Source organism: Nonomuraea sp. NPDC050643 (assembly GCF_040654715.1).
Classification (GTDB): domain Bacteria; phylum Actinomycetota; class Actinomycetes; order Streptosporangiales; family Streptosporangiaceae; genus Nonomuraea.
On record NZ_JBFAIM010000077.1, the window covers coordinates 1 to 24050 of the forward strand.

The following is a 24050-nucleotide window of genomic DNA, read 5'->3' on the forward strand; positions in this document are numbered from 1 at the left end:
GCCATCATGGCCACCGCCGTGATCGCCTCCATCCCGGCCACCATCCTGCTCATCATCGCCCAGCGCTACGTCGCCGCCGGCGTCACCGCCGGCGCCGTCAAAGACTGACCTTCGCAGAAGGGACCCTCACTTCATGACCGTCGCCGCTGCAGGCCCGGTGTTCTCCCTGCGGGAAATCCCGTTCAGCCATCGCGGTTCCTGGTTCGGCCTCTCGCCCGTGATAGCGGAGAAGACCTACGCCCAGGACGTGCACCTGGTCTCCCACCAGGCCGGGATGCACGCGATCCTGCGGCTGACCCCCACGGCCGAGACCACCGTCACCGCGACGCCACACCAGTTGACCTGGAGCGGCGACGGCGGCCGGATCGACCTTGCCTACGAGGACCACGACACCGTGCGCATGCAGGGCCATGGCCTCGGGCTGCGGCTGGTGGCCGCCGATCCCGTCCTGACACCGTTCAGCGGCCCGTACTTCTACCACGACCCCCTCGACGGCTCCTACGTCTTCACCGCGTACCAGACCGGACGCCGCTACCGCGTCACCCTGTTGAGCGGGCGGGCCGAGCCCATCGGCTCGCAGGCCCTGGGCACCGCGGAGCGCGGTGTCGCTGTGCCCGGCGGCCAGGCGTGGGAGCTCGCCATCGAGGAGTACGAGACCGCTCGCGCCCCCTACTCCGGCACGGACACCTTCGAACAGGTGGCCAAGGCCGCGCGAGCCGAGTTCGACGCGTTCGCCGCGGCGGTGGCGCCCTGGCGCAGCGACGCCACGCCCGCCGCCGAACTGGCCGCCTATGTGCTGTGGTCCGCCACCGTGCGCCCCGCCGGGTTCGTCACCCGGCCGGCCGTCCTGATGTCCAAGCACTGGATGAACAAGGTGTGGAGCTGGGACCACTGCTTCAACGCCCTCGCCCTGGCCGAAGGGCTCCCCGGCCTGGCCCATGACCAGTTCCAGTTGCCGTTCGACCATCAGGACGGCGCGGGCGCGCTGCCCGACTCCGTCACCCACTCCGAGATCCTCTACAACTTCGTCAAGCCCCCCATCCACGGCTGGGCGCTGCGCCACCTCCCACCGGCCCCGGATCCCGCCGAGACCTACCGCCGTCTGGAGCGCTGGACCACCTTCTGGCTCGAAGCCCGGCGAGCCCCCGGACGGCCGCTGCCGCACTACCAGCACGGCAACGACAGCGGCTGGGACAACGCGACCACGTTCGATCCCGAGCGCGTGGTGGAGACCGCCGACCTCGCCGCCTTCCTCGTGCTTCAGATGCGCGAACTGGCCCGCCTCGCCGCCGATCCGCCGACGTCCGCCCGATGGCTCGACCAGGCCGACCGCATGCGCGACGCCCTGTTCGCCGAGTTGTGGGACGGCGAACGATTCGTCGTTCGCGGCGTGCGCACCGGACACACCTGGTCCACTTCGAGCCTGCTCGAGCTCATGCCCATCGTGCTCGGGGAGGAACTCCCGCCGCAGGCCGCCGCGATCCTCGCCGCCCGGATCGAAGCGCATCTGACAGCATTCGGGCCCGCCACCGAATCGCCCGCCTCCCAGCACTATCAGGACGACGGTTACTGGCGAGGCCCCATCTGGGCGCCCTCGACCGTCCTGATCGAAGACGGCCTGCGCCGCGCCGGTCACATCAGGCTGGCCGACGAGATCAGCGCCCGTTTCCGAGCGTTGTGCGAGAAGTCAGGCTTCGCCGAGAACTTCGACGCCCGCACGGGGGAGGGGCTCCGCGACCGCGCCTACACCTGGACCGCCAGCGCCTACCTCATCCTCGCCGCGGCTCATGAACGACGGCGCAGGGGATGATCCTTCGGGCTCGGCCCCGTGCCGGCCGCACAGGCTCCACGCGCTGTCCGGACACCCGGTGGCCACGGCTGCCGTTCATTCGCAGCACCACGTTCGGCGCCGGCCCGGACTTCCCGCAGGCAAGATCTTCCCCACGATGAGCGTTGGGAGAATAGTCTGAGGTAATGGATCGTCGCATCCTCGGCCTGGAGAACGAGTACGGCACCACGTTCACATTCCGGGGGCAGCGCCGACTCTCCCCCGACGAGGTGGCCAGATACCTGTTCCGGCAGGTCGTGTCCTGGGGCCGGTCGAGCAACGTGTTCCTCCGCAACGGCGCGCGTCTGTACCTGGACGTGGGCAGCCATCCCGAGTACGCCACGCCCGAGTGTGACAACGTGGTCGAGCTGGTCACCCACGACAAGGCGGGCGAGCGCATCCTGGAAGGCCTGCTCGTGGACGCCGAGCAGCGGCTGCGCGAGGAGGGCATCGCCGGGGACATCTACCTGTTCAAGAACAACACCGACTCGGCCGGCAACTCCTACGGCTGCCACGAGAACTATTCGGTCGAACGGCACGGCGAGTTCGGGCGGCTGACCGACGTGCTGATCCCGTTCCTGGTCACCCGGCAGATCATCTGCGGCGCGGGCAAGGTGCTGCAGACGCCGCGCGGGGCGGTCTACTGCGTGTCGCAGCGGGCCGAGCACATCTGGGAGGGCGTCTCGTCGGCGACCACCCGTTCCAGGCCGATCATCAACACGCGCGACGAACCGCTCGGCGACGCCGAGCGGTTCCGTCGCCTGCACATCATTGTCGGTGACTCCAACATGAGCGAGACCACGATGCTGCTCAAGGTCGGCGCGACCGACCTGGTGCTGCGCATGGTCGAGGCCGGGGTCGTGATGCGCGACCTCTCGCTGGAGAATCCGATCCGGGCGATCCGCGAAGTCTCCCACGACATCACCGGGCGGCGGCGGGTGCGGCTGGCCAACGGACGCGAGGCGTCCTCTTTGGAGATCCAGCAGGAATACCTGTCCAAGGCGAAGGACTTCGTCGACCGGCGCGGCGGCGACCCGATCGCCCGCCGGGTGCTGGACCTGTGGGAGCGCACACTGCACGCGGTCGAGACCGGCAACCTCGACCTGGTGTCCCGCGAGATCGACTGGGTCACGAAATATCAGCTGATCGAGCGCTATCGCAAGAAGTACGACCTGCCGCTGTCCTCGCCGCGGGTGGCCCAGCTCGACCTGGCCTACCACGACGTGCACCGCAAACGCGGGCTGTTCTACCTGCTGCAGCGGCGCGGGGCGGTGGAGCGGGTGGCCCCCGAAATCAAGATCTTCGAGGCGAAGTCGGTGCCGCCGCAGACGACCAGGGCGCGGCTGCGCGGCGAGTTCATCCGCAAGGCGCAGGAGAAGCGGCGCGACTACACCGTCGACTGGGTGCATCTCAAGCTCAACGACCAGGCGCAGCGCACGGTGCTGTGCAAGGACCCGTTCCGCAGCGTGGACGAGCGGGTGGACAAGCTCATCGCCGACATGTGACCGCCCGGAGGCGGACCTGCGCGCGAGCGACGACCCAGGCCCGCGCCCGAGCGACGACCCAGGCCCGCGCCCGAGCCGGCTCACCCGGCTAGGGCCAGGAAAGTACGGCCTCACATTTGTCGTAGTCGTCAGACTCCACCGACTGGCAGGTGTCGGTGCCCGCGTCGTAGTCGTATTCGCGGCTGTGGTCGACACCTCTGTCGCCGACGAGCCGATCGCCGTCCGCCCCGCCGAACAAATAGTCGTTGCCGTAGGTCATGCCGGTGTCGTTGTAGTCGCCGTAGAGCTTGTCCACGCCTGCGCCGCCGTACAACCAGTCATTGCCGCCGTGGCCGTATATCACGTCGCCTCCGCTGCCGGGGCCGCCGTTCAACGTATTGTCCTCGTCATTGCCGACGAGGATGTCGGCGGACCAGCCACCGTGAATCTCTTCCACATCGTTCGGGATGTTTTCCTGTTCGCCGGCGATGCCGTCGTCGGCGACGCCGTTCAGAGAGGCATTCACCCGCACCCCCTTGTCCGCGTAGCTCACTATGTCCCGACCGCTGCCGCCGGCGTATGTGTCGATGCCGACCCCGCCGCGCAGATCGTCGTTACCCGGGCCTCCGCTCAGGCTGTCGTTGCCGTCCGAGCCCTCCAGCAGGTCGCCCCCGTCCGCGCATTCCTGCGCGCAACCGCCGAAGAGCCGGTCGTTGCCGGTGTCCGGCTTTCCTCGGCTCACGACCAGGTCGTCCGGGCTGAGACCACCGGTGATCCACTGCGCTCCGGGGCCGCCGTAGACGACGTCGTTCCCGGAGCCGCCGTAAAGGCGGGCTTGCGTCTTACTGCTCGTGGGCAGCAGGTTGACGATCGTATCGGCGCCTTGGTGGCCGTCGACGTCCAATCCCGTGGGAGTGCCGCTCAACCCGCATTCGACTTCGTGGTCGGTGACGTCGATGCAGTCGCCGCCCGGCAGCATCGGGTGGTTCTCATCGGCGATGCGTACCCGGCCGTAAGGGGCCGGGGTGATGGTGATGCGGTTGCTCTCGTAACTTCCGTCAACGGTCAGCGTGTTCCCGACCACGCCGGCACGGCTTGGGGTTGGCTCCACGCCGGCCATCGCGGTGACCGGCGAGGCTAATACCATTCCAGCCACCAGCGCCGCCGCGCCGATCCCACGCTTCGCCGCGCGACCTCTCTCCTCTCGTGCGTTCGTGGTACGCCTGCTATTCGCCCGTGAGCCGAAAATTGCCGTGGGAAGGATCTGATTCATCCAGGCTCCAATGTAGAACCAGCATGTTGCTGGTGAACTCTGCGTTTGCTGGTCGTTCAGCAGGATGTGCCGACACGAATCCGCGTCGGTGCTGATCTTGTTCAGTACGCCGGCCGCACTTCCTCCGTACCCGGCCTCTCTTGGTCGGTAGCGGCCGACATGAGGGAGGATGTTATGCGGCGGTTCTTCCGCTTCTCTTCCGTTCCTGTTCGATCCGACGCCGGCGCGAGTACGACTTGTCCGCCGGGCCGGGAACCCCCCCCGTAAAGCAGTGTTCATATCTGAACGCTGTCTACAGAGGTGCCGCGGCCGGCTCGCAGCCGTACCCGGATTCCGGTTTGCTCTCGCTCATGTCGTGACATGAGCATCAGCTCATGACATCTGCGAGATCGGGTATTGGAACTCATGCCGCCATCCCCGCATAGTGGGCGCGTGAAGCCTTCCTTGCAGGTCGCGGTCATCGGCGACCACGACAAGACGTACACCCCGCACGTGGCCACCGACGATGCGCTGCGCCACGCCGCCGACCACCTCGGGGTCGGGATCGAGGTTCGCTGGCTGGCCACCGAGCCGCTCGAAGCGGACCTGTCCGCGGTGCGCGCCGCGGACGTGCTGTGGTGCGCCCCCGGAAGCCCGTACCGCAGCCTGAGCGGCGCGCTGGCCGCGCTCCGGTACGGCCGCGAGCACGGCGTCCCCACCCTGGGCACGTGCGGCGGCTGCCAGCACATCATCATCGAGTACGCCCGCCATGTGCTCGGGTTCGAGGACGCGCAGCACGCCGAGTACGACCCCTACGCCTCCAGCCTGTTCGTCACCGAGCTGGCCTGCTCGCTCGCGGGCCGGACCATGCCCGTCACCCTCACACCCGGCTCCCTGGCGGCCGGCATGTACGGGCGCGACGAGGCCAAGGAGCAGTACTACTGCAACTTCGGCCTCAATCCCGCCCACCAGAGCGCCCTGCACGAGGGCGGCCTGCGGGTGACCGGCGTGGACGGCACCGGCGAGGCCCGGGTGCTGGAGATCCCCGGGCACCCGTACTATCTGGCCACGCTGTTCGTGCCCCAGACGAGCTCGTGGCCCGGGCGCCCGCACCCGCTGGTCGTGGGGCTGCTGCGCGCGGCACTATGACGTTCACGCAGCTCAGGATCCTGCAGACGGTGGCGCGTACCGGCAACATGACCCGCGCGGCCGAGGAGCTGAACACCACGCAGTCCGCGGTCAGCCACGCGCTGCGCGGCCTGGAGAGCGAGCTCGGCCTGACCCTGCTCGTCAGAGGCAGCCACGGGGTGAGCCTGACCGCCGCCGGGCGAGCCGTCTGCCGCCGCGCCACCCTCATCCTCACCCAGCTCGAAGCCCTGGAGCAGGAGGTGGCCGCGGCGCGCGGGCAGGACGGCGGCAGCCTGCGCGTCGGCGCCATCCCCAGCGCCAACGCCCGCCTGCTGCCACGGATCCTGCGGGCGTTCGGCGAGGCGCATCCAGGCGTGCGGCTCACCGTGATCGAGGGGTCGGACGGGGAGGTGCTCGACTGGCTGCGGACCGGGGCCGTCGACATCGGCACCCTGACGGCTGGGGTGGTGTCCGCCAGGGTGCCCGATCTGGTCATGCGCCCGCTGGCCACCGACCAGATGCTGGCCGTCCTGCCCAGCGGTCACGACCTGGCCGTACGCCACTCCGTACCGGTCGCGGACCTGGCCCGGCAGCCGTTCATCATGTCGACGGGCGGATGCGAGCCGCTCATCACGGCGCTCGCGCGGGAAGCGGGCGCGAGCCTGCGCTGCCACTATCGGGTCCGCGACACCAACAGCATCCTCGCCATGGTCGCCGAAGGGCTCGGCGTGAGCATCCTGCCCGAGCTCTCCCTGCCAGCTCACCACGCCGGCGTTCACGTCGTCCCCCTCGAACCGGCCTCCGAGCGCACCATCCTGGTCGCCCTCCCGGCCGACCCGCTCCCGGCGGCCACCGCGTTCCTCGAACATGCGCTTGAAGGAGGCTGAAACACCTTTCCGAAGCGGGGCGGGACGCGCGCTTGATCCAGCGGCGTTCCGCGGTTTGATCGTGCGCCTCTGACCACGGTCAATCGTCACGCGACAGAGAAACGAGCACCTCACCATGGCTTCTCATCCCTTGATCACGCACGTCACCGTGCTGAACACCCTCGACCCCGACACGCCGCTCCTGGACGACCTCGAACCCGTGCGCGCCGTCACCGAAGGCGCTCGCGTCGTGGCGCTCGGCGAGGGGGCGCACTTCGTGCACGAATTCACCCTCGCCCGCGCCCGGCTGCCCCGCCACCGGGCAGCCTGGACAGGGCCCTCGCCGACGCCGGGCTCGACCATGAGATCACCCTGACGGACCTGCGCTCGCCCGAACCGGCGGTGACCTCCCTGGAACGCATACGCTCACAGAGCACCACCATGGACACACCCGTCGCCGAGACGTTCGACGCCGTCCTGTGCACTCCGACCGTGGTCACGGACGACACCACCACCTTCTAGAAGCGAACGCGACGGCGGGCTCAGCCCGGCGCCGCGGTCCGGGCCGGCGGGCGTTCCTGCTTGATATCCCGCTGACTCGCGTCCGGTCCCGTGCTTAGAATTCGTGCGACGCCGTCCTCGAGGTGGCTCCGCTCTCCCTTTGGGGGTGGCTCATGGCTGATGAGACGATCCGGCTGCTGCTTTCGGTCATCGACGACGGAGCGGACGCCCAGGATCTCGACCAGGCCACCGTCAGGCTCCGCGACGAGCTCCTCGACCTGGACGTGGTGGTCAGCGCGGCAGGGGGCGGCGAGGTTCCGGAAGGCGCCAGGGCGGTCCTGTCGTTCACGATCGGCGGTCTGGTGATCGCGCTGGCCGGGAGCGAGCTGCTCGGGGCGATCGTGAACGCCGTCACCTCATGGCTCAATCGCAACCAGCACCGATCGGTCAAGCTGGACATCGAGGGCGACGTCCTGGAACTCACCGGAGTCCGGGCCAAGGAGCAGCGCGAACTGGTCGAGGTCTGGTTACGCCGCCGGGGGCAGGCCGAGACCCTCACCCCGCAGGGCGGACGGCGTATGGCGCTGATCGTGGCCGGGGACGAATATCAGGACCCCGGGCTGCGCCGGCTGCGCGCGCCGGCGCTCGACGCCGAGGCCCTGGCCCGGGTGCTCGGCGACGAGGCCATCGGCGGCTTCGACGTTCGTACGATGCTCAACGAGCCCACCGCCGTCGTCAACGAGGCCGTCGAGGACTTCTTCGCCGACCGGCACCCGGACGACCTGCTCCTGCTGCACTTCTCCGGCCACGGAGTCAAGGACGACAGCGGCGAGCTCTACTTCGCCACGCCCAGCACCAAACTGAACCGGCTTGGGGCCACCGCCGTCGCGGCCGAGTTCGTCAACCGGCGGATGAGCCGCAGCCGGTGCCGGCGCATCGTGCTGTTGCTCGACTGCTGCTACGCCGGAGCCTTCGCGCGTGGCGCGCTGCCGCGGGCCGGTGGCGGCATCCACGTCGAGGAGCAGTTCGGCGGGCGCGGGCGGGTGGTGATCACCGCTTCCAACGCCCTGGAGTACGCCTTCGACGGGACCGAGCTGGCCGACGCGCAGGAGCAGACGTCGCCGTCGGTGTTCACCAACGCCCTGGTGGAAGGGCTGGAGACCGGCGAGGCCGATCGCGACCAGGACGGCTACGTGGGCATTCACGAGCTGTACGACTACGTCTACGACCGGGTCCGTACCGTTACGCCCCACCAGACGCCGGGCAAATGGACGTATGACGTACAGGGAGACCTGGTCATCGCGCGCCGCAGCCGGCCGGTCGAGCGCCCCGCTCCGCTGCCCAACGAACTGCAGGAGGCGATCGACCACCCGATCGCCAAGATCAGGGCCGGCACGGTCGATGAGCTGGCCCGGCTGCGGGACAGCAGGCACGCGGGCCTCGCCCTGGCCGCCCGCCTCGCGCTGGAGGCGCTGGCCCACGACGACAGCCGCATGGTCTCGGCCGCCGCGGTTCACGCACTCGGCTCCGTCCCTCAGACGCCCGCACCGCTGCCGATCACCTCGCCTCCTGCGACCGCGGCGCGTGCCGCTTCCGTCGCCGACATGGTCGCCGCGCGCACGGTATCGGAGAGCGCCGAAGCGCGACCACGGGCGTCGGGCCAGGACACAAAGGTGTCAGGCCAGGACATAGAGGTGTCGGGCCAGCGCACGGAGGTGTCAGGCCAGCGCACGGAGGTGTCGGGCCGGGGCGCAGAGGTGAGACGCCCGGCGGGCGATGAGGGCCTGGCATCGGGAAAGCCGGCAGCGGGCCTGGCGCGGGACGCGGGTTCCCACGAGACGGTCTCCGGCCGGCCAGGGGTGGCGCTCGTCCTGCGCGGGCTCGCCCTCGTGTCGGCGCTCCTTCTCGTCGTCGGCCCCTTGGAGGCGAGCCCCGGCTCGGCCCGGTTCACGGGTCCGTTCTCGGGCGCCTTGCCGGTGTGGTTCCTGCTGCTGGTGATGGCCGCGGTCGGGATCGCGTTCCTCCCGGAGGGTCGCGCACGCGCGGCCGCGTTGGGTGCCGCGGCCGGTCTGGCGGCGCTTCACCTCGGCCTGTTCGCGCGGCTCATTCTCCCGAGCAGCATGGACACCAGGCCAGAGGCGCTGATGACCATGGCAGGTGCCCTCCTCGTCATGCTGGTGGTGCTCCTGGAAACGGCCACGACCCAGGTGGGCGCGCTCAGGCTCGTGGCCGCCGCCGCCGCTCTGCTCGCCGTCATCCTGATGATCATCGACTTGGCCGATCCCGATATGGTGGCCCAGGGCACGGGGCAGTCCATGCTCTTCGCCGCGGCGCTGATCCTCACCGCCGCCCTCCTGCTCCGCGCGGTCCAGGACTGGCGGGCAGGCAGGCCGCGGCCGGCCATCGCGTGGAGCACAACGGCCACGGTCCTCATCGCCGGCGACATCCTCGGCATCTACGCCGACAGCCAGTCGGAGCAGGAAGCGGCCCCCGCCTATCTGCCCGTACTGCTGGCCCTGCTGGTCGTGGCGGCCCAGGCGACCCCCGACCGAACCGGCCTGCTGACCGCGCTCCAACTGGTGGTGATCATCGGGCTGGTGCACAACTTCACCCTGGTCAGCACCGGGCCGGTGTTCCTCGGCGTGTTGTTCATCGCGGCGGGCTGCGCAGGCGCCGCCGCCTACCTGACCGGCCTGACCCAACGGGAGGCTACACGGCCGGTATGAGCCGCAGACTCCCAGGGCCGCCCCCGCCGCCTGCGGCCCGCCCATCGCGGTTTTCCACAGAGCGCGCATCGGGGCTTTGTCGTGTTTTGGGTGCATAGAGACCCTTATGTTCTGAATCGGCGTCGAAACTGAAAGGACCCAGGGCGCGAGCCCTGGGCCCGGATCCGACTCGGGCCGTAGCAGGTTCGTCCGCCACGGTCACCAACTTGGGGGATCACAGTGAAACGAGTTCTTCTCGCCGCGGCGCTCGCGTTGACCGCCGCCACCACCGCTACCGCCAGCGCGTCTGTCCGGACGCCCACGCCGGAGATCTCGCCGTCACCCGACGAAACCTCGCCCATGCCCGAAACCTCGCCCATGCCCGAAACGTCACTCTCACCGGAGGCCACCGCCAGCCCATCCGGCCCCGGCTGCGCCGCGATCGAGGACGGACTGTCCGGCATCGCGGACGAGAAGGCCGGCACCGCTCTCTCCCGAATCTCCGACTTGTCCATGCTGTCGGAGGCGGTCAAGGCGGCCAAGCTGGAGGAGACGCTGAACTCCACCCAGGACATCACGATCTTCGCGCCGAACAACAAGGCCTTCGAGGCGGTCCCTCAGGAGACCAGGGACAAGCTCCTGGCCGACAAGGCGGAACTGACCAAGGTCCTGTCCCATCATGTGGTGAAAGGCGAGACAGCGCCGGCCGACCTGGAGGACGCCACGCTCACGACCCTGCAGGGCGGGGACCTGACCGTGGCGGGTTCCGGCGATGACCTCACGGTCGACCAAGCCCACATCGTCTGTGGCGGCGTGCAGACGAGCAACGCCACCATCTACGTCATCGACAAGGTCCTGATGCCGGAGTCATGACGCACGATCCGAGCCGCAAGGGCGTCGCCAGGCGACCGGCGACGCCCGCAGAAGACATCACCGGCGACCACGCCCGCGCGGGCCGGCGGGGCATCGAACCGTCGAGTTCAACGTTTGGGCGGAAGGGGAATGAACGCGCTGGTGCGGCGGACGTAGTCGGTGTATCCCGGCTTGGTGCCGGACAGTCGTTCTTCCAGGAGTGGCTTGCCGGTCTTGGCGAGCAGGAGGTACGTCATGGCGACCGGCGAGAGGAGGGTCAGGAGGCCGGGCCAGTGCTCCGCGGCGATGAGGAAGAGGCCCCACCAGACGGCGGCGTCGCCGAAGTAGTTCGGGTGGCGGGTGTAACGCCACAAACCTGTGTCCAGGACACGCCCTTCGTTGGAGGGGACGGCACGGAACCGGGCCAGTTGCCGGTCGCCGACGGTCTCGAAGACGAAGCCGACGCCCCAGATCGCCACGCCTGTCCAGCCCAGCCATCCGACCGGACCGGTCGTGCTCATGCCGACCTGGACGGGCAGCGAGACGAACAGCATGGTCAGCCCCTGCGTCAGGTAGATCATCCGGATCGCGTACGCGGTGCGGCCGCCCTTGGCCCTGGACAGGAGGGCCTCGTAGCGGGGATCCTCGCCGCCGCGGCCGACACGCCGCGCGAGGTGGGTGGCCAGCCGTAGCCCCCACAGACAGGTCAGCGTGAGGAGCAGCGACCGGCGCAGCGGGTCGCCGCCGGTCAGGAGGAAGGCCACCAGGGCGATGGCGGCGAAGCCCACGCCCCAGGTGACGTCGATGACGGCGTGTTTGCCGGCCTTCACCGCGACGGCGAGGGTGGCTGCCATGAGGCCGGCGACCGTGGCGGCGCACCACAGGAATACGGTCATCATGGTCTCCTCAGCGCGATCTGGTGGACGTCCATGCGGCCCTGCTCGAACGTGAGCAGTCCGCCGGCCAGGTACAACAGCCACACCCTGGTGCGCTCCGCGCCGATCAGCGCCCTGGCCTCGTCGAGCCTGGCGTCGAAGCGTTCCTGCCAGGCGCGTACGGTCCGCACGTAGTGGTGGCCCAGCGACTCGGTGTGCTCCACGACGAGGCCGGCGGCCTCCAGCATGCCCACGGTCTGCTCCAGAGGCCGCATGTGCATGTCCGGGGCGATGTAGCGCTCGATGAACGGACCGCCGCCCGGCCGCCGGTCGCGCGACATCTGCTGGACGAGCGCGCGTCCGCCGGGACGCAGCAGCCGGTGCAGTGACGCCGCGTAGCCCGGGTAGCCGCTCTGGCCGACGTGTTCGCCCATCTCGATGGAGGCGACCGCGTCGTAGGGGCCGTCGTCGATGTCTCGGTAGTCTCGCAACCTGATCTCCACGGGCAGCCCGGCGGCACGCTCGCCGGCGAAACTCCGCTGCCGGCGGGACAGGGTGACGCCGACGACCGCGACGCCGCGTTCGCTGGCCGCGTGTACGGCCAGCGACCCCCAGCCGCAGCCGACGTCGAGCAGCCGCATGCCCGGCCGCAGGCCCAGGCGGTCGCAGATCCGGTCGAGTTTGCGCCGCTGCGCCCGCTCCAGGCTGTCGCCGGATTCGAAGAAGGCGCACGAGTAGGCCATCGACTCGTCAAGGATGAGCTGGTAGAACGCGTTGGACAGGTCGTAGTGGTGGGCGATCGCGGCGCGGTCGCGCCTGCGGGTGTGCAGCCGGCCGGACAACCTGGCCTCAGCGGCGGGCGCCGCCGGCCGCGGGCCCAGCACGCCGGGCACCCGGATCAGGGCGAACACGGCGCGCGGGTCGGGGTGGAAGGCGGCCGAGGCCCGCACCTGGCGTAGCGCGTCGGTGAGGTCTCCGTGGAAGTCGAGGCTTCCGGTGACGTAGGCCCTGGCCAGGCCGAGCTCTCCAGGGCTCCACAGCAGATGCCGCAGGGCGATGGGGCCGCGCAGCTCGACCAGGGGGCCGTCGCCGTGCCTGCTGCCGTCCCAGAACTGGATGGCCACCGGTGACCTCCCTCCGAAGAGCGCGTCGATCGAGTGCCCGATCCGAGTCGCGATGGTCGTCACCGCCGTCCCCTTTCCATGGTGAGCTGCCAGACGTCGAGGTAGCCGGCGCGGAATCCGGCCTCGGAGTAGGCGAGATAGAGGGTCCACATCCGGTGGAAGGTCTCGTCGAAGCCGAGCCCGCTGATGGCCTCGCGCTGCTGTGCGTAGCGCTCGCGCCACAGGAGCAGGGTGCGGGCGTAGTGCTCGCGCAGCGAGAGCCGGTCGACGATCCGCAGCGGACCGAGCAGGCCCTCGATCGCGGAGAGGGAGGGCAGCATGCCGCCGGGGAAGATGTGCTTCTGCACCCACGTGTGCGTGCCGAGGGTGGCCAGCATCCGCTCGTGCGGCATCGTGATGGTCTGCAGCGCGATCCGCCCGCCGGGGGCCAGGCGCCGGTTGAGCACGGCGAAGTACTCGCGCCAGTACGGCGCGCCGACCGCCTCGATCATCTCGACGCTGACGATCGCGTCGTAGTCGCCTTCGACCTCACGGTAGTCGCACAGGCGGAACTCGGCCTTGCCGGAGGCCCCGGCACGCTGCGCTCGTTCGCGTGCCAGCTCGGCCTGCTCCTTGGACAGGGTGATCGAGACCACCTCGGCGCCGCGCCGGGCCGCGCGGATGGCCAGTTCGCCCCACCCGCTGCCGATTTCCAGCAGGCGTGTGCCCGGACCGACCCGCGCCTGTGTCAGCAGCCGGTCGATCTTGCGGTGCTGTGCCGTCGCCAGGTCCGCCCAGGTCGCGGTGCGAGGGTCGGGGAACTGCGCGGCGGAGTACGTCATGCTCCTGTCGAGGAAGGCGGCGAACAGGTCGTTGGACAGGTCGTAGTGCCGCGGGACGTTGCGGCGCGCACCCTTCCTGGTGCCGAGGTCGCTCGCCGGAACCCGCGGCAGGGCCAGCCGCCGTAGCCGCTGCAACCCGGGCGGCACCAGCCGGTCCACCTCGGCGGCGAACGCGGTCAGCACCCCGACCAGGTCGTCGGCCTCCCAGTCGCCCGCCGTGTACGACTCGCCGAATCCGATCAAGCCGTCGGCGCCGACCCGGCGGAAGAAGTCACCGGGCCGGCGCAGGCGCAGCCCGGCAAGGGAGGGTTTCATCCGCCGGGTGACGCGCAGGAAGAGCTGCCGTGCCAGGTACGCGCGCAACCACGTGCGGGGCGCGTTGTTCATCGGTTCGCTCCTCGCGGTTGGATCGGGAGCCCGCGCAGGTACAGCCCGATTCCCTGGCGCCTGATGCGCACGCCGGTCAGCACGGGGGCCAGGACGTGGCGGAGCTTCATCGCCGTGACCACGTGCCCGCGCACGCTCGCCGCGAAGGGCCGCCGTCCCTCACGGTGCAGCGTGACCGTCAGCGCCAGCTCTTCGTCCGGGAAGGGCAGGTCGATCCGGTAGACGCCGTCGACCGCGTTGAAGGGCGAGACGTAGAACTCCTTGGCCACCTCACGGGTGCCGGGCCGAAGCAGGTAGCGGTGACGCCCGCCGTAGGTGTTGCGGACCTCGGCGACCGTGCCTACCGGCCGCCCACCCGCGAAGCACCAGTGGACCGTCAGGGGGTCGAAGGCCCAGCCCAGCAGCCGGTGGTGCGCCAGCGTGAGAACCCGGTCGGCCGCGAGCTCGTGACCTGCCAGGAAGGCGTCGAGATCACCTCGTCCCGTGGGCGGGGAGATCGGCCACCCGCGCGCCGGGCTGTCGGCGTCCACCAGGCACAACGCCGTACGGTAGCGGAAGACATGGCGCACCGGCTCCATCCGCGCGTGCGTGATCACGCAGTCGTACAGGATCACCAGTGACCGCCCAGCCGCTGAGCGGCCCGCAGCCCCGAGCGGCAGCCGTCCTCGTGGAAACCCCACCCGTGGTAGGCGCCGGCGAAGACGATCCGGTCATCATCGAGCGAGGGCAGAAGCCGCTGGGCGGCGACCGACTCGGGTGTGCAGGCCGGGTGCTCGTAGACCATGCGTGCGACCGTGTGCCGCTCGTCGATCTGCTCGCCCAGGCTCACCAGGTAGGGCTGGCCCTGCAACCGGTTCATGTCGTAGCTCACGCGCACGCGCGACGGATCGGTGGATCGGCAGTCCATGCGAAGGTTCCAGGAGGCGTGCGCCTGCCGTGCCGCGGGCAGGACGGAGGCGTCGGTGTGCAGGACGGCCTCGTTGCGGGAGTAGGTGAACGCGCCCAGCACCTCGCGTTCGGCGGGTGCAGGGTGGGCCAGCAGGCGTAGCGCCTGGTCGGGATGGGTGGCGACGACCGCGCTGTGAAAGCGGTGCCGCTCCTCCCCGACGAGGAGTTCCACGCCGTCGCCGCTACGGCGGAGCTCACGCGCCGGGCAGCCCGTGCGCACGGATGTCAGTTGCTTGGCGATGCGCTCCACATAGCTTCGCGCTCCTCCACGGACAGTGCGCCACCGAGGCGCGCCGCCCACCGACAGCATGCCGTGATTGCCGAGGAAGGCGAACAGGTAGCGGGCGGGATACCGCCGGGCCGTCGCCGGCGCGCACGACCACACGGCCGAGACCAGCGGCGTCAGGAAGTGCGCGCCGAAGTGGGGGGTGAAACGCGTGGCGAACTCGCCGAGCGTCCCGTCGTCGCCTGACGTCAGCGCCTGCCGTGCCATCCGATGAAACCGCGGCACCTCGGCGAGCATCCGCAGGTACGGCAGGCGAACGCGCCGGCGCGCGAACAGCCCGGGCAGCTTCCTGCCGCCGGCGTACTCCAGCCCGCAGCCAGAGCACGACACCGACATGCTCATGTCGGACTCCCGTGTCTCCACTCCCAGCTCGGCGAACAAGCGGGTCAGGAGCGGGTAGGTCTGGTCGTTGTGCACGATGAAGCCGCTGTCCACGGCGCCGGTCGGCACGTCATGGGTGTGGGCGTGCCCGCCGAGCCGGTCGTCGGCTTCGAGAAGGGTCACGTCGTGCTCGCGCCGCAGCACGTAGGCCGCGGTAAGACCGGCTACTCCGCTGCCGATCACCACGATCCTGCGTCGTTCCATGTCACCTTCCTCAAAAGAGGGTCGGTTCGGGGCCGGGGATCCTGAGCGGGGAGGGGTAGCCGCGGACGGGAGTCGATGAGTTCCAGGGCTGGTGCACGTGGGCGTTCGGGACGTCGGCCAGCTCCGGCACGTGGGCACGGACGTAGCACCCCTCCGGGTCGAAGCGCCTGGCCTGGAGGATCGGGTTGAACGTGCGGTTGGGACGGGTGTCGTTGCCGGTGCCGGCGACCCACTGCCAGTTGCCGAAGTTGTCGGCCACGTCGCCGTCGAGGAGGAGGTCGAAGAAGTGCGCCGCGCCGGACCGCCAGTCGATCTTCAGATGCTTGACCAGGTAGGAGGCGGTGATGAGGCGGGCGCGGTTGTGCATCCAGCCCTCGCTGAGGAGCTGGCGCATGCCGGCGTCCACGATCGGGACGCCGGTTTGGCCCGCCTGCCACGCCTGCAGCGCCGCCTCGTCGTCGCGCCACTGGTGTCCGCGCGCGCGGTAGTCGTCCCGGTTGATGCGCGGGAAGGCGAAGGTGACCTGGTGGTAGAAGTCGCGCCAGCACAGCTGCCGGGTGAAGTCGTCGTTGGCCAGGGTGGACAGCTCCAGCGGGGACAGGCAGCCGAAGCGCAGGTAGGGGCTGAGCCTGGAGGTGGTGTCACCGGCCAGGTCGTCGTGACCTTCGGCGTAATGGGACAGGTGGCGCGAGGACCAGGCGCGCAGGCGTTCGCGCGCGCGGGTCTCGCCGCCCTGCCGGTCACCGTCGGGCAGCTCGCCCGGATGGATCCCGGAGGGTGTGGGCACGTGACCGGGAGCGGGGAGCACGGCGCGGCGCACGGCTCGCTGCCAGGCACGCCAGTAGGGGGTGAAGACGCGGTAGTGGTCGCCGCCCCCGGTGGGGCGGAGCAGGTCGGGGGGCACCACGGTGACGCCGGGGAACCTGCGCAGCTCGATGCCGTCCGACAGGCGTCGCTGCCGGGTCCGGGCCAGCTCGCTGACGTCCGCGCTGGTGAAGACGGCCTCGGCCGCCGTCTCCCGGGCGAGGCGCAGGGTTTCGGTCACGACGTCGCCTCGCCGTAGGATCAGGTCCCCGCCACGCGCCCGCAACGAATCTCGCAGGTCGGTCAGGCAGGCGGCCAGGAACGGGCCGCGCCGGCCCGACGGCACGACGGGATCCAGCACGAAAAGGGGGATCACCCGGCGGGCACGACCACAGGCGGCGCTCAAGGCCGGGTGGTCGTGGACCCGCAGGTCCCGGTTGAACAGCACAATCACCGTATCCACGACCATGCTTTCGTAGCCGCCGACGGTGCGGTTGCATCCTGACGCCGATTTGTTCAGCAGGCTGAACATTTGCGGAAGGTCGGTGCCGGCCGGCGCCGACAGAACCGGCGATCCTTTTGCGACAATGATCCGGTGGCCGAGATCGACACCTGGCCCACCGGCCGGTTGCTGTCGGTGGCCGCACGACTGGTGGAGGGGCGCTTTCACGAGTTCCTCGCCGCCCACGGGCTGACCCACGCCGGCCTGATCGCCCTGCACCACCTCGTCGACGGCCCGCTGACCCAGCGCGAGCTGGCCGGCCTGTGCCGGGTGACCGACCAGACGATGAGCCGTACGATCGGACACCTGCGGCGGGCCGGATTCGTCGGCACGCACGCGGACGGTCGCGACCGGCGGCGCGTGCTGGTGACCATCACCGGCACGGGGTCGGAGACGCTGGAGCTCGCCCACGAGGCCGAGCGCAGCTCCGAGCAACTGCTGGGCGCGGTCGAGGACTACGAAGGGTTCAGGCGAGAGCTGGTCAGGCTCATCACGCTCGGTTGACGGCGCAACCGCGGGCGGGGCCTGTGCGAAGGTACGGGGGATGGACGGAGTCGAGGAAGAGCAGGGATACGGCATCGGCGCCGTGGCCCGCAGACTCGGCGTGCCCGCGCCCACCCTGCGCACCTGGAACCTCCGTTACGGCATCGGCCCCAGCAGGCGCAGCCCGGGGGGCCATCGGCGCTATGACGCGGCCGACGTACTCCGTCTGGCGGAGATGAATCGGCTGATCCACGCGGGCGTCGCCCCGGCCGAGGCCGCGACGCAGGCGCTGCGCCTGCGTCCGCACCCGGCCCCACCTCTGGCCCCACCTCCGGCCCCACCGGAGCCCGCGCGGTCGCGGGCCGACGCGGTGCCGACGGCCGCGATGCTGGCCAGGGCCGCGACAGCCCTCGACGGCCGCTCCGTGTCCGAGGGGATCGCCGCCGCGCTCGCCCGCAACGGCATCGTCTGGACCTGGGAGAGGCTGGTCCGGCCCGTCTTCGACACGTTGTGCAGGCGTCAGGCCCGCACCGGCGCGGCCATCGAGGTCGAGCACCTGTTCTCCGACCGGCTGCTGGCCGCGCTCGCTCCACTGACCGACCAGCCGGCGCGCCCGGTGAACGCCCGGCCGGTGCTGCTGGCATGCGCCGAGGACGAGCAGCACAGCCTGCCCGTCTACGCGCTGGCGGCGACGCTGAGCAGCGAGCACGGAGTGCAGACGCGGATCCTCGGCGCACGGACGCCGTACTCCGCGTTGACGGACGCCGTGCGCGGTCTCGGTCCCGCCGTGGTCTTCGTCTGGTCGCAGACCCACCACACCGGCGACCCCGCGCCGCTGGCCACGCTTCCCGCCGTACGCCCGCCCGCCCGCACCGTCGTCGGAGGGCCGGGCTGGCCGGCGACGCTGCCGGCCGGAGTGGTCCACGTGACCTCGTTGGACGAGGCGGTCGCCACGATCGTCAGCATCCTTGGCTGACGATCTCCCTGGCTTTCCTTGTGGGAAATCGCGCCGGCCTGGTTGAATAAGTTTTGAGTAGGTTATCTCTGAAGGGAGGCGGCCATGGAGGCCCTGGCCGAGTGCTACCGCACCCACGCCTGGCTGATCCGCTCCTACCTGCGCAGGCTGATCCCGCCTCAGGACGTCGATGACGTGACCCAGGTGGTGTTCGCCGAAGTGTGGCGCTCACGGGAGCGTTACGACCCGTCGCGGAGCCTGGAGGCATGGCTGCTCGGCATCGCCCGTAAGCGCGCCATCGACCACCTGCGCAGCCGCCCTCCGACCTCGGTGCCCCTGGATGCGGTGAGCGAGCCCGTCGGCCACGACGGCCGTGACGACGGCGAGAGCCTGGCCGACCGCGACCGCCTGCGCAGGGCCCTGGCCGAGTTGCCCGGGCCGCAGCGGCAGGCCATCGAGCTGGCCTACTACGGCGACCTCAGCCAGCGGGAGATCGCCGAGCACCTGGACGTGCCGCTGGGCACGATCAAGGCCAGGACCGCGCGCGGCCTGCACCGGCTGCAGACGCTGCTGGCGGCATGACCGCCCTGGCCCGACCTCGCCCGACGTCGGCGGCTACGTCTTCAAAGCCAGGAGCCCAGGCGGTGGCCTCCACGGCCAGGGCCGGCGGGGCCTTCGGGACGCTCCCGGCGATGTCAGCCGTCGGCGAGGATGCGGGTGACGGCGGCGGACAGCGTGCGCACGCCGTGCGTGGTGGTGGGGTCGATGCCGGTCAGCTCCCGCGTTCTGCGCAGGCGGTAGTCGAGGGTACGCGGGTGGACGTACAGGTGGCTCGCGGCGGCCATGCGGTTCATGTCATGGCGATAGTAGGCGTCCAGCGTGGCCACCAGGTCCGGCCCTCGCGAGAGCCGGTGGGCCACCTGGCGCAGCCATTGGTCGACCTCGGGCAGCAGGGCCGCGCCGAGCTCGACGAACACGTCGGCGACGGTGCTGACCCGACGTGGGACGCGCTCGACGGGAGCGGTCTGGCTGATCCGCCGTGCCAGAGACAAGGCGCGGGGCAGGGCGGACAAACTCGCGGTGCTGGCGCCGACGGCACAGGGACGTCCCACAGACTCGGCGAACGCGGTGACCAGCGGCAGGGCGCGTTCCCGGTCAGGATCCGCGGCGGGCACCAGCACGACGAACTCCAGCCGGTCGTTCCACACCATGGGCACCCGGTCCTTGTCGATCAGGATGCCGAGAATCTCGGTGCGGGTGGCCGGGGCGGGCCGGAAGCCGGGGTCGGCGATCCGTACGACCGTCACCGTGTAGGAGGAGGCGGTCGGCATATCGAGCCGGAACGCGAGGTCGGCGGCGGGGTCGCCGACGAGCAGGGCCGAGGCGAGCTGCTGAACGCGTTCGGTGTCCGGCAGAAGATGTCGCTGCCCCTCCAGGAACCCGCGGGTGTAGGAGTCCTTGGCCGCGAGTCCCTGCTGGCCGAGCCAGCCGAGCATCCTCAGCAGGTCGTCCAGTTCCGTGGGCCCGGCCGCCTCGTGCATCTCCTGCACCATGAGGGAGGTGTGCAGGCCCAGCACACGTCGCGCGGAGTCGAGCGAGACGCCCGCGCGGCCGCGTTCGTGCCCGACGGAGGCGATGGCGGCCAGGTCGTCGTCGGTGTGCGGCTGGTCGTACGAGGCGAGCTCCACTGTGCGGCGCCGCAGCAGCACCGCGAAGTCCAGCGGCGCGGCGTGCTCGCGGTCGCTGGCGGCCATCGTCCGCCATTCGGGCAGTTCACGTGCGTACACCTGAACCGCCCTGCGTGCATTGGCGTCCACCCGCTTCGTCAGCATGCGGAAGAGATCACCCACGCGCACCTCCGGTGAGACCGTTGCTCCTTGTCATTCGCGCCGGCGGCTGTCCCGGATCACCCGGTTTCCGGTTGTGGGCAGGTGATGCGTTATCCGTTCGGCGAATTCGCGTCGGCCGGCAAATGAGAATTCGTGATGGTATAGAAATGCGCTGCATTTCTGGAGGAAGCGGAAATGAAAGACGGTCTGGCCGCAATTTCGCCGCGATTGCGGAGGTCCCCGAGCCGGACCCGGGCCGATGTCGGAGGCGGGCCGGCTGCCGGCGCGGGGCAGCGGCCCTCCGTTGGCCGGGGTGAGCGCGAGGGTCAAGAGGTGGCGGAGGATCTTGTAGATCCCGTACGTGCCCTGTGAGGGGTCCGGCGCATTGGGGAGGATTTCATCTCGACTTGAGTGGCGACCTACCCGAACCCGGGCATCACCGCCGTGCAAACCAGGCATGGCAGCGGTATCGAGGTCCTGATGAGGACTTGCCGCACGCCAGAGGTGATTCAAGGTCCCCAACCCTTGCCGTCGGACGTCATCCGGCGGCACGGCCGGGCCTTGTGCTGTGCCGGGACAACGGATCTTGTCACCGTCCCACCAAGGACGGCCAGGTAGTCGGGGGAGAAAGCCAATGGAAAAGAAGTACAGCATCTTGCGCGATCTCGGCGGAGCGCGCTTGTCCAGTCCCTTCGAGTCGGCGCGGCCGACCATCACGACCGCGATCGACGCCGTCAGCGAGCCGCACGTGGAGACCGCTGAGCTGACCAAGCGAGAGGTACGCGAGCTGGCCCGCGACCCCGAGGTGCGGGGAATCGCCCCGGTGATGCCGACGAAGCTGATCCAGCCGCTCGAGACGAACGGGAACACTAGGAGGACGAACAACAACTCCGCCTCGAACTCCACCACCGGAGTCACCTGGGGTGTGAAAGCGGTGGGCGCCGACGTGTCGCGGTGTTCGGGAGCCAACGTGATCGTGTCCGTCCTGGACACCGGCATCGACTACTCGCACCCCGCTTTCAGTGGGGTGAACCTGGTCCAGGAGGACTTCTCCGGCACGGGCATCGGCGACAAGTTCGGCCATGGCACGCACTGCGCGGGCACGATCTTCGGCCGGCCGGTGGACGGCACGCGTATCGGCGTGGCGCCCGGCGTGACAAAGGCCCTGATCGGCAAGGTCTTGGATGACAACGGCAGCGGCGACACCGACATGCTGCTTCGCGGGATGGAATGGGCGCTGCACCAGGGCGCCCAGGTCATCTCGATCTCGATCGGCTATGACTTCCCCGGATACGTGCAGTACCTGGTCGAGGCGCTGGGACTGCGGCCGGATGTCGCGACTTCGCTGGCCCTGGAGGCGTACCGGGCCAACCTGCGCCTGTTCGACGTGCTGATGCAGCTCATCGCCCGCCGCGAGTCCATCGGGGTCGGCTCGATCGTCACCGCGGCCGCGGGGAACGAGAGCTCCCGCCCAGAGTTCGAGATCGCCGTCACGCTGCCGGCCGCGGCCGAGGGCGTGGTCTCCGTCGGCGCCCTGGAGCAGAGCCACAACGGCCTGTTGCCCGCGTGGTTCTCCAACACCTTCCCGCAGATCAGCGCCCCGGGCGTGGACATCGAGTCCGCGCAACTCGATGGCGGCCTGGTTTCCTCGTCCGGCACGAGCATGGCCACACCGCACGTTGCGGGCGTGCTGGCGCTGTGGTGGGAGGAGGTCATGAAGTCGCCGGTGCCGGTGAAGGCCGCGACGGTCATGGCGCGCATGCTCGCGCACGCCTCCATCGAACCCTTCGTCCCCAACGTGGACATCGCCGACCGGGGAATCGGCATCGTCCGCGCCCCGTAGCCGCCCATGCCCGAGAGAGGCCCCGCCAGGGGCCTCTCTTCATGGTCAGGAACGTTGGTCGTGGCAGAGGCGCGCGCCCGTCCGGACGCCGCGTCGGAGAGGGCTTCGCGTTGTTCGTCGTCCAGAGGAAGGGTACGGACGCGGTCGAGCAGGTTGCCGGCCATGCCGGCGAAATGCAGCTCGACGCCTGAAGCGAGGGCGGCCTCGTATGGAGCCTGAGCCTGGAGATGGCTTGAATTTCATCACGTTTGTGGGCAAGTCGGGGTGGCCGGGTCTGTGGTCAGGTCAGCTGGCCGCTGCTCCAGGCCCAGGCAGCGATACCCACCCGATTGGCGGCCCCCACCTTGCGCTGGATGTGTGCGATATGCGTTTTGACGGTGCCTGGGCTGATCGTCAGCTTGGTGGCGATGTGGGCGTTGGTGTGCCCTCGCGCCACCAGAAGGGCGATCTCCAGCTCGCGGGGAGTGAGCGGATCCTTGAGCGGCGGCGGGGGCCGGTGGGTCAGGCTCCGCAGCAGCCGTACCGTCACCTGGGGGCTGATCAGCGTGTCACCTGCCATCGCCGCGCGGACCGCCTCCACCAGCAGGGTGGGGCCCGAACGTTTGAGCAGGAAGCCGCAGGCGCCTTCGCGCAGCGCGGTGTGGACGTACTCGTCCAGGTCGAAGGTGGTCACGACGATCACGCGGGTCTCGGCGGCGAGCCGCCTGGTCACCTCCAGCCCGTCGATGCGCGGCATGCGGATGTCGGCAAGCACCACATCGGGACGCAGGTGACGAGCCAGCTCGACCGCTTGAGCGCCGTCGGCCGCCTCACCCACCACGGTCATGTCCGGCTGCGCGTTGAGGATCAACCGGAACCCGATCCGCACGTCTTCCTGGTCGTCGGCGATGAGAATCCGCGTCGTCAAACCCGCTCCTGTCCGGTGGTCCGCACGTGGTGTCATGAAGGCTTGCGCTCCATACCGGCTGTCATGCGGGGATCCGCGCGGAGACCTGCCAGCCCTGCCTGTTGGGGCTCGCGGCCAGTTCCCCGCCGCGCGCCTCCAGCAGGTGGGTCAGGCTCCCGAGGCCGAACCCGCCGACCCTGGTGCTCTGCGAGCTGCCCCCGCCGTCGTCCTCGACCCGCACGCGCAGGTCCTCCCCTTCCTTGCGGATCTCCACCCGTACGGTCCTGGCTCGGGGCGCGTGCCTGCGCACGTTGGTCAGCGCCTCGGTGACCACACGGTAGGCCAGCGACGAGGTCTCGTGCCGCACGGTGATGCCCGGCTCGACGTACAACATCACCTGGACGACGGGAGAGAACGCGTCGGCCAGGCGCTCCAGTTCCTCGATGCCCGGCCCCTGCCCGCCCAGCGCGTGCACGGCACGGTCCAGCGAGGCCAGTGCCCGTTGCCCGGCGTCCTCGATGCGCCGCAGCGCGTCGGCGACCGGCTCCGGTAGCGTGTCGGCGACCACCTGGGCGGCCTGCGCCTGCACCAGCATGCCGTTGACATCGTGGGCGACGAAGTCGTGCAGGTCGCGAGCGAGCCCGAGCCGCATCTCCCGGGTGGCCTCCGCCACGGCGCGCCGCCGCTTGTCGTCCAGCCCTCGCAGGTAGAGCCCGACCCCTGTGGCCGCCACAGCGCCGAGCGCCCATCCGGCGCAGGCGCCGAACGTGAGCTGCGGTGGCCCCTGCCACACGGCCCGCAGCAGGATGAGCGCCATCGCCAGCCCACTCAGCCCGGCCGACACGGCCGCCCACCCTCCCACGGAGCGCCGGACGGTGATCGCGGTCAGGACCAGGAGCACCGCCGCTTCGCCCACCTGTAACGGCGCGCTGTTGCTGACTACCCCGACCAGCGGATGCGCCAGTGTCACGGCCAGCGAAACCGCCCCGGCGGCCCCCGCCACCCAGGCAGCGGAGCGCCGACGCGGTGCGGCGAACGAACGCCGGTACGCCGCGTCGCCACCCTTGCCCTTGGCTCCGCGGGACCACTTCATGACCGAGAGCCTA

At 70.1% G+C, this 24050-nt stretch carries 21 protein-coding genes; 11 read left to right on the forward strand and 10 right to left on the reverse strand.

What is annotated here, in order from left to right; all coding sequences use genetic code 11:
* The first annotated feature begins 133 nt into the window (after nucleotides 1–133).
* On the forward strand, nucleotides 134–1810 hold the full coding sequence (locus AB0I15_RS55735; RefSeq protein ID WP_358116208.1) for a trehalase family glycosidase: 1677 nt from the start codon (nucleotides 134–136) through the stop codon (nucleotides 1808–1810).
* A gap of 164 nt (nucleotides 1811–1974) precedes the next feature.
* Complete coding sequence (gene pafA, locus AB0I15_RS55740; protein ID WP_358116211.1) at nucleotides 1975–3333, forward strand: Pup--protein ligase; 1359 nt, start codon at nucleotides 1975–1977, stop codon at nucleotides 3331–3333.
* An 88-nt stretch (nucleotides 3334–3421) separates the two neighbouring features.
* Here pafA and AB0I15_RS55745 read toward each other — a convergent pair whose 3' ends face one another.
* Nucleotides 3422–4585, reverse strand: coding sequence for a calcium-binding protein (locus AB0I15_RS55745; RefSeq protein ID WP_358116213.1), 1164 nt, complete (start codon nucleotides 4583–4585; stop codon nucleotides 3422–3424).
* A gap of 432 nt (nucleotides 4586–5017) precedes the next feature.
* On the opposite strand from AB0I15_RS55745, the gene AB0I15_RS55750 reads away from it, so the two are divergent.
* The 5 genes from AB0I15_RS55750 to AB0I15_RS55770 all read left to right on the forward strand — a co-directional run bounded on the left by AB0I15_RS55750 (nucleotide 5018) and on the right by AB0I15_RS55770 (nucleotide 10637).
* Entirely contained in the window at nucleotides 5018–5713 is a 696-nt protein-coding gene (locus tag AB0I15_RS55750; protein WP_358116216.1) for a hypothetical protein, read from the forward strand.
* Nucleotides 5710–6579: a LysR family transcriptional regulator gene (locus AB0I15_RS55755; RefSeq protein WP_358116219.1), complete on the forward strand. Its 870-nt coding sequence runs from the start codon at nucleotides 5710–5712 to the stop codon at nucleotides 6577–6579. Before AB0I15_RS55750 ends, AB0I15_RS55755 begins: the two co-directional genes overlap by 4 nt.
* 115 nt (nucleotides 6580–6694) lie before the next feature.
* On the forward strand, nucleotides 6695–6934 hold the full coding sequence (locus AB0I15_RS55760) for a hypothetical protein (RefSeq protein WP_358116221.1): 240 nt from the start codon (nucleotides 6695–6697) through the stop codon (nucleotides 6932–6934).
* A gap of 298 nt (nucleotides 6935–7232) precedes the next feature.
* Complete coding sequence (locus AB0I15_RS55765) at nucleotides 7233–9785, forward strand: caspase family protein (RefSeq protein ID WP_358116223.1); 2553 nt, start codon at nucleotides 7233–7235, stop codon at nucleotides 9783–9785.
* A gap of 357 nt (nucleotides 9786–10142) precedes the next feature.
* Complete coding sequence (locus AB0I15_RS55770) at nucleotides 10143–10637, forward strand: fasciclin domain-containing protein (protein ID WP_358116225.1); 495 nt, start codon at nucleotides 10143–10145, stop codon at nucleotides 10635–10637.
* A gap of 107 nt (nucleotides 10638–10744) precedes the next feature.
* On the opposite strand, the gene AB0I15_RS55775 is transcribed toward AB0I15_RS55770, so the two are convergent.
* The 6 genes from AB0I15_RS55775 to AB0I15_RS55800 are packed head-to-tail and all read right to left on the reverse strand — an operon-like array spanning nucleotide 10745 to nucleotide 16915.
* Nucleotides 10745–11512 (reverse strand): DUF1295 domain-containing protein, encoded by a 768-nt coding sequence (locus tag AB0I15_RS55775; RefSeq protein WP_358116228.1) that lies wholly within the window; start codon nucleotides 11510–11512, stop codon nucleotides 10745–10747.
* A complete protein-coding gene (locus AB0I15_RS55780; protein ID WP_358116231.1) occupies nucleotides 11512–12678 on the reverse strand; it encodes a cyclopropane-fatty-acyl-phospholipid synthase family protein in 1167 nt (388 codons plus the stop codon). The genes AB0I15_RS55775 and AB0I15_RS55780 overlap by 1 nt, the downstream gene beginning before the upstream one ends.
* Nucleotides 12675–13823: a cyclopropane-fatty-acyl-phospholipid synthase family protein gene (locus AB0I15_RS55785; protein ID WP_358116234.1), complete on the reverse strand. Its 1149-nt coding sequence runs from the start codon at nucleotides 13821–13823 to the stop codon at nucleotides 12675–12677. The genes AB0I15_RS55780 and AB0I15_RS55785 overlap by 4 nt, the downstream gene beginning before the upstream one ends.
* Entirely contained in the window at nucleotides 13820–14437 is a 618-nt protein-coding gene (locus AB0I15_RS55790) for a DUF1365 family protein (RefSeq protein ID WP_358116237.1), read from the reverse strand. Before AB0I15_RS55790 ends, AB0I15_RS55785 begins: the two co-directional genes overlap by 4 nt.
* Complete coding sequence (locus AB0I15_RS55795; RefSeq protein ID WP_358116240.1) at nucleotides 14434–15642, reverse strand: FAD-dependent oxidoreductase; 1209 nt, start codon at nucleotides 15640–15642, stop codon at nucleotides 14434–14436. Before AB0I15_RS55795 ends, AB0I15_RS55790 begins: the two co-directional genes overlap by 4 nt.
* Before the next feature lie 10 nt (nucleotides 15643–15652).
* Nucleotides 15653–16915 (reverse strand): deoxyribodipyrimidine photo-lyase, encoded by a 1263-nt coding sequence (locus AB0I15_RS55800; RefSeq protein ID WP_358116373.1) that lies wholly within the window; start codon nucleotides 16913–16915, stop codon nucleotides 15653–15655.
* Nucleotides 16916–17041: 126 nt separating this feature from the next.
* Here AB0I15_RS55800 and AB0I15_RS55805 point away from each other — a divergent pair, with 126 nt between their 5' ends.
* From AB0I15_RS55805 to AB0I15_RS55815, 3 genes are all read left to right on the forward strand, one after another.
* The gene (locus AB0I15_RS55805; RefSeq protein WP_358116243.1) at nucleotides 17042–17452 is read left to right on the forward strand and encodes a MarR family transcriptional regulator; all 411 of its coding nucleotides are present in this window, start codon (nucleotides 17042–17044) and stop codon (nucleotides 17450–17452) included.
* 40 nt (nucleotides 17453–17492) lie between these two features.
* Entirely contained in the window at nucleotides 17493–18407 is a 915-nt protein-coding gene (locus AB0I15_RS55810) for a MerR family transcriptional regulator (RefSeq protein WP_358116246.1), read from the forward strand.
* Between the two features lie 84 nt (nucleotides 18408–18491).
* Entirely contained in the window at nucleotides 18492–18968 is a 477-nt protein-coding gene (locus AB0I15_RS55815; protein WP_358116249.1) for a sigma-70 family RNA polymerase sigma factor, read from the forward strand.
* 113 nt (nucleotides 18969–19081) lie between these two features.
* Here AB0I15_RS55815 and AB0I15_RS55820 read toward each other — a convergent pair whose 3' ends face one another.
* Nucleotides 19082–20236, reverse strand: a complete 1155-nt coding sequence (locus AB0I15_RS55820) for a helix-turn-helix domain-containing protein (RefSeq protein ID WP_358116252.1) — start codon at nucleotides 20234–20236, stop codon at nucleotides 19082–19084.
* A 658-nt stretch (nucleotides 20237–20894) separates the two neighbouring features.
* On the opposite strand from AB0I15_RS55820, the gene AB0I15_RS55825 reads away from it, so the two are divergent.
* Entirely contained in the window at nucleotides 20895–22058 is a 1164-nt protein-coding gene (locus AB0I15_RS55825) for a S8 family serine peptidase (protein WP_358116255.1), read from the forward strand.
* Between the two features lie 280 nt (nucleotides 22059–22338).
* Here AB0I15_RS55825 and AB0I15_RS55830 read toward each other — a convergent pair whose 3' ends face one another.
* Both AB0I15_RS55830 and AB0I15_RS55835 read right to left on the reverse strand, forming a co-directional pair.
* On the reverse strand, nucleotides 22339–22965 hold the full coding sequence (locus AB0I15_RS55830; protein WP_358116258.1) for a response regulator transcription factor: 627 nt from the start codon (nucleotides 22963–22965) through the stop codon (nucleotides 22339–22341).
* Nucleotides 22966–23026: 61 nt separating this feature from the next.
* Entirely contained in the window at nucleotides 23027–24037 is a 1011-nt protein-coding gene (locus tag AB0I15_RS55835; RefSeq protein ID WP_358116261.1) for a histidine kinase, read from the reverse strand.
* Between the last annotated feature and the right edge of the window lie 13 nt (nucleotides 24038–24050).